The sequence below is a fragment of the Nocardia sp. NPDC058497 genome, from assembly GCF_042720195.1.
Classification (GTDB): domain Bacteria; phylum Actinomycetota; class Actinomycetes; order Mycobacteriales; family Mycobacteriaceae; genus Nocardia.
This window is the reverse complement of record NZ_JBHXMY010000475.1, coordinates 1-4,353: the sequence shown is the minus strand read 5'-3', so window position 1 is coordinate 4,353 and position 4,353 is coordinate 1. Positions and strand designations below refer to the sequence as shown.

Sequence of the window (4,353 nt, the reverse complement as noted above, 5' to 3'; positions counted from 1 at the left end):
GGCGGCCCCCCCCGCGGGGCCCCGGGGGCTGGCGGGGGCCGCCGCCCCCCACGGCAACCGCACCGAGCTCACCGCCGACGGCCTGATGATCACCGGCCCCGGCCGCAGCAGCCGCGCGCTCGCCGAACACCCCCGCGTGCTCAGCATCGCCGAATTCTGGGACCTCGCGGGCAAGCGCAGCCTGCCCGCCGCTTCCCGTGCCGCGGTGATCGGCGGCGGCGAGACCGCGGGCTCCGCGCTGGACGAGCTGGTCCGCCACGAGATGCTGACCATCTCGGTGATCTCGCCGCTGGCGACGCTGTACACCCGCGGCGAAAGCTTCTTCGAGAACTCGCTGTTCAGCGACCCGGTGAAGTGGAACGCGCTGAGCATTCAGGAGCGCCGCGATGTCATCCGGCGCACCGACCGCGGTGTGTTCTCGGTGCGCGTGCAGGAAAGCCTGCTCGGCGACAGCCGGGTGCACCATCTGCAGGGCCGGGTCGCCAAGATCGCGCCGCAGGGCGAGTCGCTGTCGCTGACCCTGACCAACGAACTGCGCGCCGACCAGGTGCACAACTTCGACCTGGTCGTCGACGCCACCGGCGGTCAGCCGCTGTGGTTCCTCGACATGTTCGACCAGCAGACCGCCGACCTGCTCGAGCTGGCGGTGGGCGGCCCCCTGACCCAGCAGCGCATCGAGTCCTCGATCGGCTACGACCTGGCCGTCACCGGACTGGCGGGCAAGCTGTACCTGCCGAACATGGCCGCGATGGCCCAGGGCCCCGGGTTCCCGAATCTCAGCTGCCTCGGCGAACTCTCGGACCGCGTGCTGCGCACCGAGCCTGCCAGGGCTCGCGCCGGTGCGAGCCACCTCGCCGCGCGCTGAGTTGTTGGAGCGCTGGCGCGCTCGAGTTCGCGGCCCCTTGTGTCCCGCCGGTCAGGCACCGTTGCTTGCTCCTTTGTCGCCTACGCAACGGCACCTGACCGGCGGGACGGCCGCGAACGGCAGGCTTCGCCTGCCTGCCCCTCCTGGGGTTGGGGCGTGGTGGTCGGGTTGAGCCGTCAGGCGCGGGCGACCGGCATGTCGTCCGGGGTGCGCGGCGCCGCGTAGAGGGCGATGCGGCGGTCGGGGCGCACGTCGAATTCGTCGACCCGGTGGAAGCCCGTCTTGGTGAGACTGCGGCAGATGGCCTGGTTGCGGTGGTCGGGATCGCCCATGACTCTGTGGCAGTCGGGGTTCGCGGCGAAGACCGCGGTGACCATCGTGGCGATCCAGCCGGTCATGATGCCCTTGCCGATCACGGCAGTGTCGGCGGTGGCGATGTGGAAGCCGATGTCGCCGGGCGCCGAGTCGTACAGGCGGCCGATCTCGTCCTTGGCGGCGCGGTAGAACTCGAGGTAGGCGATGTCGCGGGTGCCGAGCTCCGGCTCACCGAGCACCGCGAAGTCCAGGGTGAGAATGCAGGGGCGCGAATAGGTTCCGGCCAGCTGGGCCTGGAAATCGGCGCGGCGGCGGTCGGCGTCCCAGTCCTGCTCCCACGACTCGAGCAGGTGCGGGCGGGCCATCCACTCGGCGAGCAGTGCGGGATCGGTGCCGTCCGGGTCGGCTACGCGCAGGGCGAAGGGTGCCGCGAAAACCGGCAGCGCCGGCGCCGGTGCGGCCGCCACATCGGCGGGCAGATCGGTCTGCTCGCGCGGCATCACGATGGGGGTCCCGGCGGGGTTCATCGGCTGAATGCTCCGTTCAATCGTTACCTTGGTCACCTCGATTGGTAAGGCTAGCCTATACTAATGCCTGGGTGTTACTGTTGCCCGACCGATCGCCCGGTGGTTGCCGGTTCCTGGCAGAACCGGGGGTCGGCCTCGGGTGCAACAGGATTCGCCCCGGTCCCGGACGACTGTGCCGGGCCGGTCCGTGCCTCGGCACGGAGTTGGACAGTGTGAAACGGCGGCGCGACCCTGCGCGGCCGGTGAGGGAGAGCGACATGGCAAGAGAACTCGGCTGGATCAGGCAATTCCAGGCCCCCCGGACCGATTCCCTACCGCCGCTGATCGTCTTCCCGCACGCGGGTTCCGGCGCATCGGCCTACCGGGTCTTCGCCAAGCGTATGGGCCAGGATTTCGACACCGTCATCATGCAGTACCCCGGCCGTCAGGACCGGGCGCGTGAGGCAGCGGCCGAGACTCTGCCCGAGCTCGCCGCCGGCGCCTTCGCCGCCTTCCGTGACTCCGCCCACAACACCGGCGCCCCGCTGACCGTCTTCGGCCACAGCATGGGTTCCATCGCCGCGTTCGAGTTCGTCCGGCTGGCCGAGGCCGCCGGGTTGTCCGTGCGTTTGCTGGTGGTCTCCGCGGCGGCCGCGCCGCACCGGATCGCCGAGCTCCCCGGACATCCCACCGAGGACGAGGAATTGCTCGACCACATGGCCGCCCTCAACGGCACCGGCGCCGACGTGATGGCCAGCCGCGAGGTCATGCGGATGGCACTGCCGGTCCTCAAGGCCGACTACCGCGCCTTCGACGCCTACTCCTGCGGCACCGACGTGCGGGTCACCGCGCCCCTGCTGGTTCTCGGCGGCGACGACGATCCGTTCGTCGGCCCGCGTGACCTCTACGCCTGGGAGACCAGCACCAGCGCCGAGATCGAGGTGAACCTGTTCGCGGGCGGCCACTTCTACATCGACGAGAACATCGACGGCATCGCCGAGGTACTCGCCGGTCAGGCGCTGGCCCGATGAGCACTATGACCGATCCCATCGTCATCGTCGGCATGGGCATCGAGGCGCCCGGCGGCATCGACACCCTGCCCGAGTTCTGGTCGGCGCTGGCCACCGGCCGTGAGCTGATCGGCCCGTTCCCGCGCGATCGCGAATGGCCGCTCGACGAGCTGTTCGCCCTCGGCAGGCTCGACGGCTGGGCCCCGGTGCGCGACGCGGGCGGCTTCCTCGACGGCGCCACCGAGTTCGACGCGCAGTTCTTCGGCATCACCCCGCGCGAAGCGGTCGCCATGGACCCGCAGCAGCGAGTGGCCATGCGGGTGGCGTGGCGCGCGCTCGAGCACGCCGGCATCAATCCCGGTGCGCTCGACGGTGATTCGGCCGGTGTGTGGATGGGCGTGTCGACGGTCGAGTACGGGCCCCGGGTCGGGGGCGTCAACGAGTACAGCGGCTACCGGGCCACCGGCACCGCACTCGGCGCTGTCGCCGGACGCATCTCGCACGGGCTCGGCCTGGTCGGCCCGTCGATCAGCGTGGACACCGCCTGCGCCTCGTCGCTGACCGCCGTGCACCAGGCCGCTTCGGCGATCCGTGCGGGCGAATGTGATTGGGCGCTCGCGGGTGGCGTGTGCGTGATGGGCTCGCCCGGCGCGTTCTACGAGTTCTCGAAGAACAACGCCCTGGCCACCGACGGCCACTGCCGTTCCTATGCCGCCGACCCGACCGGAACCCTGTGGGGTGAAGGCGCGGGTGTCATTGTGCTGGAACGGGAATCGCGCGCCAAGGCGCTCGGGCACCGGATCTACGGCCAGCTGCTCGGTTCGCGGGTCAACCACAACGGCGCGGGCGCGCCGATCGCGGTGCCCAGCGCGACGGCGCAGCAGCGGCTCATCGAGGCCACCGTCGCCGCGGCTGGGATCAGCGCGAACGACATCGGCCTGATCGAAGGCCACGGCACCGGCACCGCCGTCGGTGATCCGCTCGAATTGACCGCGCTGGCAGCCACTTACGGCGCCCCGGAGCGTGGCGAGGACGGACCGCTGCTCGGCTCGGTGAAGTCCAACGCGGGCCACGCCCAGGCGGCCTCGGGCATGCTCGGGCTGATCAAGGTGCTGCTGTGCGGCGCCAACGGCGTGATCGCGCCGAGCCTGTGGGCCGACGCCCCGACCACCGACATCGACTGGGACGCGACCAGTCTGCGGCTCGCCGCCGAACTCACCGACTGGGCGCCGCGCGCGGACGGCCTGCGCTATGCCGCGGTGTCCTCGTTCGGTGTCGCGGGAACCAATGCGCACGCCATCGTCGGCCTGCCGGTGCTGGAGGAGACCAACCATGGCTGAGTACCGTCTGCCCGACGGCTCCGTTCCCGTCCTGCTGTCCTCGGACAGTGTCGACGGGTTGCGGGCTGAAGCCGCTGCCCTGCGCGGCTACCTCGAAGCGCACCCCGAAGTCACGGCGGAACGCTTGGCGGACATGCTGTTCCGCACGCGCGTACCTCGCCGCCGCCGGGCGCTGATCCTGGCCGCTCCGACGGCGGTAGCGGCCGGGGGGGGGGGGCCCCCCCCAACGGGGGGGGGGCGGGCCGGCGCCCGGCCCCCCCCCCCCCCCCCCCCCGACGGCCAGCCTGCCGTGCCCGGCCTCGGTGAGGTGACCGCGC

At 71.4% G+C, this 4,353-nt stretch carries 3 protein-coding genes and 2 pseudogenes; 4 read left to right on the top strand and 1 reads right to left on the bottom strand.

Annotated elements, in window-relative coordinates; translation table 11 throughout:
* Positions 1–865 (top strand): annotated as a pseudogene (locus tag ACFWPJ_RS25235) (lysine 6-monooxygenase); the annotation flags it as partial.
* 176 nt (positions 866–1,041) lie between these two features.
* Here the strand turns inward: ACFWPJ_RS25235 and ACFWPJ_RS25230 are convergent.
* A complete protein-coding gene (locus ACFWPJ_RS25230; RefSeq protein WP_378854861.1) occupies positions 1,042–1,707 on the bottom strand; it encodes a GNAT family N-acetyltransferase in 666 nt (221 codons plus the stop codon).
* A 257-nt stretch (positions 1,708–1,964) separates the two neighbouring features.
* Between ACFWPJ_RS25230 and ACFWPJ_RS25225 the strand changes: the two genes are divergently transcribed.
* From ACFWPJ_RS25225 to ACFWPJ_RS25215, 3 genes and pseudogenes are all read left to right on the top strand, one after another.
* Positions 1,965–2,717: a thioesterase II family protein gene (locus ACFWPJ_RS25225; RefSeq protein WP_378854860.1), complete on the top strand. Its 753-nt coding sequence runs from the start codon at positions 1,965–1,967 to the stop codon at positions 2,715–2,717.
* Entirely contained in the window at positions 2,714–4,036 is a 1,323-nt protein-coding gene (locus ACFWPJ_RS25220; protein ID WP_378854859.1) for a polyketide synthase, read from the top strand. The genes ACFWPJ_RS25225 and ACFWPJ_RS25220 overlap by 4 nt, the downstream gene beginning before the upstream one ends.
* Positions 4,029–4,353: pseudogene (locus ACFWPJ_RS25215) on the top strand (polyketide synthase); the annotation flags it as partial. The gene ACFWPJ_RS25220 and the pseudogene ACFWPJ_RS25215, both read left to right, overlap by 8 nt.

Coding starts and splice junctions, on each gene's coding strand:
- ACFWPJ_RS25230 (WP_378854861.1), bottom strand. CDS start 1,707: ATGAACCCCGCCGGGACCCCCATCGTGATGCCGCGCGAGCAGACCGAT.
- ACFWPJ_RS25225 (WP_378854860.1), top strand. CDS start 1,965: ATGGCAAGAGAACTCGGCTGGATCAGGCAATTCCAGGCCCCCCGGACC.
- ACFWPJ_RS25220 (WP_378854859.1), top strand. CDS start 2,714: ATGAGCACTATGACCGATCCCATCGTCATCGTCGGCATGGGCATCGAG.